The organism is Paenibacillus taihuensis, from assembly GCF_003386535.1.
GTDB classification, from domain to species: Bacteria; Bacillota; Bacilli; order Paenibacillales; family Paenibacillaceae; genus Paenibacillus_Z; species Paenibacillus_Z taihuensis.
On record NZ_QTTN01000079.1, the window covers coordinates 1 to 5,628 of the forward strand.

5 protein-coding genes and 1 pseudogene are annotated in these 5,628 nt (G+C 43.4%); 4 read left to right on the forward strand and 2 right to left on the reverse strand.

The window, feature by feature from the left end; genetic code table 11:
* The 3 genes and pseudogenes from A8990_RS31055 to A8990_RS31070 form a co-directional block, all read left to right on the forward strand.
* Positions 1 to 374, forward strand: a 374-nt coding sequence (locus A8990_RS31055; RefSeq protein ID WP_342772956.1) for a VOC family protein, incomplete at its 5' end; no start/stop codon positions are given.
* A 169-nt stretch (positions 375 to 543) separates the two neighbouring features.
* A pseudogene (locus A8990_RS31060) lies at positions 544 to 1,728 on the forward strand (IS110 family transposase).
* 1,131 nt (positions 1,729 to 2,859) lie between these two features.
* Positions 2,860 to 3,321: a hypothetical protein gene (locus tag A8990_RS31070; protein WP_116192890.1), complete on the forward strand. Its 462-nt coding sequence runs from the start codon at positions 2,860 to 2,862 to the stop codon at positions 3,319 to 3,321.
* Positions 3,322 to 3,930: 609 nt separating this feature from the next.
* On the opposite strand, the gene A8990_RS31080 is transcribed toward A8990_RS31070, so the two are convergent.
* Positions 3,931 to 4,566 (reverse strand): peptide-methionine (S)-S-oxide reductase MsrA, encoded by a 636-nt coding sequence (locus tag A8990_RS31080; RefSeq protein WP_245996323.1) that lies wholly within the window; start codon positions 4,564 to 4,566, stop codon positions 3,931 to 3,933.
* 196 nt (positions 4,567 to 4,762) lie between these two features.
* The gene (locus A8990_RS31085; RefSeq protein WP_116192893.1) at positions 4,763 to 5,167 is read right to left on the reverse strand and encodes a VOC family protein; all 405 of its coding nucleotides are present in this window, start codon (positions 5,165 to 5,167) and stop codon (positions 4,763 to 4,765) included.
* Positions 5,168 to 5,402: 235 nt separating this feature from the next.
* Between A8990_RS31085 and A8990_RS31925 the strand changes: the two genes are divergently transcribed.
* Positions 5,403 to 5,628: HTH domain-containing protein (locus A8990_RS31925; RefSeq protein WP_342772957.1), on the forward strand; the 226-nt coding region annotated here is incomplete at its 3' end.

The following is a 5,628-nucleotide window of genomic DNA, read 5'->3' on the forward strand; positions in this document are numbered from 1 at the left end:
AGTATATGATCGTGAATCCTTTTATTGCTGTGGAGAATTGCAAAGACGAAATCAAGTATTATCAAGAGGTGTTTGGCGGCGAGATTGCCATTCTTCGCAAACAAGGGGAAGAAGTGCTTAACGCGGACCTGCATGTGGAGGGGGCGACCCTTAAGTTTGCGGATACGCAAGCGGCAAAGCCGGTTATGAAAGGCGATTACGTGAGAGTTTTCTTGAAAATCGAAACGGAGGAGGCCTTCAAGCGGATTTACGGAGAATTTGCGACCGGAGGGACTATTAATTCGGAAGCGTACGAAGCTCCTTTTAACGGGCTATTGGCTATCGTTACCGACCGTAACGGCGTGTGCTGGATTCTGTCCTATTATCGATCTTAATGGTGAGAGTCGCTATCGGGACACATTTGTACAACATAGAACAGGCTGCCAATCGGTGGCCTGTTCTGCGCTAAACATTCCAGTTAAGGCTAAGAAATGGCCTTTGTCAAAAAAGGAGCGCCTCGGTATGATGGGTTTGTCCACAACACATCAAGGAGGCGCTCTTGTTATGAAGTTTAAACAATCGGAAGCTCAAAATCAACGGATTGAACGAATTACCACCTCGCATCTCATTGTTGGAATCGACATGGCGAAAGAAACACATGTGTCACAGGTTACGAATTATCGTGGAATCGTGCTCACGAATCGACATCTTTCGTTTAGCAACAGCATCGAGGGATTTGAAAAGCTGCAGCGGTGGATGGAAGACCTCCAGCAAAGCATCGTATGAGCAAAGTGATCATTGGTATGGAGCCAACAGGCCATTATTGGTGGAACTTGGCCAACTGGCTTACCCATAAAGGATTGCAAGTCGTCTTAGTCAATCCTGCAACGACAAAGCGAAACAAAGAAAACCGAGACAACTGCCAATCGAAGAGCGACCCCGAAGATGCACTGGTCATAGCAGATGTAGTAAGCCGAGGCTTCTACTATGAACATACGAAACAGACACATGTATTCCAGCGTCTTCGAACGCTGATGAGTGATCGAGAATTCTGGGTTACCAATAGCGTTCGACTGCAAAATCGAATCATTCGGTGGCTGGATATTCGTTTCCCGGAGTACAGTTCGGTTTTTAAGGATTGGACCTGCAAACGTTCTATGGCAACGTTGAAGGAGTTGCCTACGCCTCAGGATCTTGCTGGACGGTCAACACCGGAGATCATTTCGATGTGGAGAAAACATATGCAGAGGGCAGGCGGCACTACAGGCATACAAAAGGCTGCTGAGCTCCTTGCGCAAGCTAGGCGGAGTGTAGGAGACATTACAGCCTTAACCGAAGCAAAGCAAGATTTTGTGCGTCTAATTACAGAGTTTGAACGAATTATGGATATGTTAGCAGACATAGAAAAGCAACTTCGCGTAGTATGCACATGGGCGTCAGTTACTGCGAAAAGCCGGTCTTAATCTGGCAGAAAGCACGTCGGGAAAAAGGAAAGGGCAGATCGTCATCTCCAAACGAGAGGATTCTAATCTAAGGAAATATCTATACTTAGCAACCATTCAACTTATCGGAATTAATCCGATCTTTCAAGAATTGCATCAGCATAATGTTCAAGTAAAACACATGAAAAAGCAACAGTCTGTCTTCAAGCTTGTGGGTAAAGTGGCACGAATTCTAATTGGTATGGTCCATCGATCTGAAACATTCTCTCCCGAAAAAGCCAGCTTTCTCGTTTCACAAGCAGCCTAAGGTAATGAACCGTCACGTATGTTGACTCATTCGCGGGATTTTGAAAAAGAAAGCACGGAGAACCGAGTTCGTGCCCGAAAAGGGCTTAGACCCGTCCGCTAAACGCAATCGGTCTCCACACCTTGGATAAGTATGACGATGGAATGTTAGGGCATAGACCCGTCGAGTCATGGGATAGTAAACACCAGGGCACTTGTGGAGTTTGCGTGCAGTAGAATGAAGCGTAAGGGAACGGCTAGTGCGATTCTCCTGTTCCCGCATACCCAAATAATGGCCAGACGGCACTCGCCTCTAACTTTCCCCACCTGCATAATGAATTCAAGGTGATGAAATCCTGCGAATGAGTTGAGGGGGGACTACGCATATGGAGCCATTCTCTGATTGGATAGCGCAACATGTTGGATTTTTCGTTGTTCTCATCTTCGCCTTTCCAATATTATTTGGAGTCCTTACCATAGTTTTAATCAAGAAATGGCTCAGAAGATAATCTAGGATTAATTAAACTAACGAGATACGTTTGCATAATGACAACAGGCTGCCAGTTTTGGCAGCCTGTTACTTTACAGTTATATCAAAGATCCAATTGTTGTTTCTTTTTATGTTCTATCAAATGCCGCTTAATGTAGAAATATAAATGAATACCTGACACGACAGTACCTATAAAAAGTATGCATAGCAAAACTAATGAAATCGTGTTAAGGGAAGAATGTATTTCATCTAATCTACCACTGACTTCTCTCAAAGCCTGGACTTCATTACTTCCGTTATTACTTACGTTACCACTAATATTATTTAATTGCATTTTTATCTGTTCAATTATCTGATTTAGGTCATCCAAGTACATTCACCTCTTTTCATCATTTCAAGCAGACATCATATTAGTTCAATATTCCACGGGCGGGCGGAAAATAGATGTTCTTTCCTTTATTGTTATGCGTTTGTGCTTACAGATAAGATTAAGATTAATAAAATTAATTAATTGTGAGGATCGATCATGACGAGTCGTATAACTAAAGGGGCAATTTAACGCAACAAAAACATGATTATTAGCGTATTTGTTAATATAGGATCATATGGAGTTGACAGTGGGCAGACAACACGGCGTGCCTGGTCATACGAGGAGGTATGTAAGTGAAGTGGACCGCAATTGTACTTATATTACTCATCGTGTTAACAGGATGCACTAAAGAAAAAGATTACTACGGCGGCATTAAAAAGGATCAAATGACTGATATAACAAATGATCCAAAGCTTGAATATCTCCATGAGTTCAAAGGTCATACGGACAACTGGGGAGCAGTGATCTACTTTTACAAATCCAAAGAATCGGAGAAAGTAAATACAAGAACATACTTAGTCTACAATGGTAAGGAACCGTTGCAAACGGGTGAAATTACAGCTCAGTATATGGTTGATGGTGATGTTGGAGGCGATGGAGCCTTTGGAGGAATAGCAGCTACAAAACCACATGAGAAGAGAATTTTTTCTTTCATTCTCGGAGCTGCTTCTACTTCACCCAATTCTGATTCAAAGGTACAGGTTCTTGTGCAGCAAAGGAACAACTCAGAATCAATAGATCTCCAGATGGACTAAACAAAACGAGCACAGTAACGTCGAAGAACAGGCTGCCGATAAAAATTGGCGGTCTGTTCCGCTAACGGGTAGGAGAGTTCCACTAGATTAGTAAAGTTAATACGAGGTTTTTTTGTTGGTGTTATCTTCAATTTGAAACAGAGGATTGACTTTATGGAGAACATTTCAGTAGATAAATTGTATGAGCTATACGTCCATACTATTAATTCGTGTGGAACATACTTACTAAGTTCGGATGACTCCGTTATCGGTTATAACATCTTTGAAGAATTCGATATTAGGGCAGTAACGTTTTTACACAGTGACAATTTACAGAGACTGCACGAGGCTGGACTGATTAATGATGTAGTTAGGTCTAAAAGTCTGAGTTTAAGAGCTAAATTCCTTAGATTACAGCAAAGTAATGAATGGAATATTAATGCTGTCAGAACCTCATATGAGTGGAAAATAGTACTTGATATGGCTGATGAGATTAAGTCAGTAATCAGCTCGTTACGCTAACGGGACACGAGAGTTGAATAATCTATATCACGAGGCTACCGTGGAATCAATCGGTGGCCTCGTTCCGCTAATAGGCGGTATTATACAATGTTGAAAGTTTCTGATCAATCACCATCTGATTCTTTGGATAAGATGGAACAAGTTTCCTTGTTCCTCCTCGCTGATCGGCCATGTACGGATTTCGTCTAGGATGGTACGCAGATTGGTATACCCTTTGGCCAAACCGTTCAACCTTGCTGCCAAGGTTGCATCCGTCAGCTCTTGAGGGGACGGAAAAAGTTTGCTCAGCTCTTCGATTGCACTAGGATAGCGTTTTAAATAATATTTCTGATGTCGATCCTCAGCAGGGTAAAAACGGTTAAAGGGAGCAATCTCGGTGTCAGGCTTTCCTTTTCCTTGTTCTTCCCGTATTTGCATGACCTTCTGGATTACGTTTAGCTGAATTTGGCTACGATACAAGACCAAGGATTGATACTGACGGCCTTTATATTCGTTAATATTGAAAGGATTGTGGTTACTCCAAAATACATCCAGAACATTCTCCAATGAAAGGATCCGGGTATCGTAATCCATTTCGACCGTTTCCGTATGATCTCCAAGCTGTCGGTAAGTAGGTTGATCCAGGGTTCCTCCGGCATAGCCAACGCGGGTTCGGATGATTCCTTTTAGTTGTCCGAACAAAGCGTCAGGACTCCAAAAACAGCCCATGCCAAGCGTCACCGTGCTCATATTATTGTCATTCATCAAGTCACCTCCGTTAAGCTTATATCTTTGCCGCAATCTTATCGCGACTGAACCAGGAAAGCACGTTCAAATCGTCTTTGCTGCCTTTCCTTATACGACAATAATAGCTCATTGCTATGGTCTCTGGTCTCTTTCAATGAAGCGGTCAGTAAAATGACTAACTACGAAAATTCGCCTCACTCACTTCAACTGTCCGTCAACGCCTACCGCTGAACCGTTTGATCGCTTCCTCGGTCACGGGCGCGAAGAGGTTAACTAGGTTGCCGTCTGGATCGCGAAACAGCATAGCACGATTCCCCCACGGCATCGTGGTTGGTTCTTTTGCCCACTCGTCGACAAACGGCTTCAAGCGCTCGTATTCGGCATCGACATCGTGGACGCGGAACTCGATGATGACAGTGTGATTGTTGGGCGCCACTGCGGAACCAGCGCCGAACAGTTGCACCGTCTGGGAGTGGCCGATCGCGAGTGTGCACGATGGCACAACGAGTTCGGCAAAGACGGGCGCGGGGCGTTCCGCCGAAACACCCATGACTTTCTCATAGAACTTGACGAGACGATCCACGTCGTCGGTAATGATGCGTACAGAAGTAAAATTCACGAGATATCATCCTTCCTATAATAAATGATATAATGCCGTATCATATCATTTTGGGCGAAATACTAAGCATTTATCTCCCGCTCCTTTACGTTTACTTACTCCGATTATAAAAAAACACTACTGACAACAGTATTGAACTGTGACCCGCAAGATGGACACTTTGAAAAAAGTGTCCATCTTGCGGGTTTTGTGTTTTAATAAGAAGCTGAGATCTGAAACGGGGATGTAGATTGTTATGAGTAATAGAAGACATTTTAGTCAGAATGAAATTCAGTTGTTGGAGAAGAACCCTTACGTACATCACGTTACCGAGAAGAGTATTACATATGCTCCTTCCTTTAAGGTTGAAGCCGTTCGAGCATATCATGCTGGTCAAACACCGATGGAAATATTTCTTCGCGCTGGGTTTCCAATCGAGATCATTGGTCAGGAAACACCTAAGAGGTGTTTGAAACGTTGGC

Coding starts and splice junctions, on each gene's coding strand:
- A8990_RS31080 (WP_245996323.1), bottom strand. CDS start 4,566: ATGAATGACAATAATATGAGCACGGTGACGCTTGGCATGGGCTGTTTT.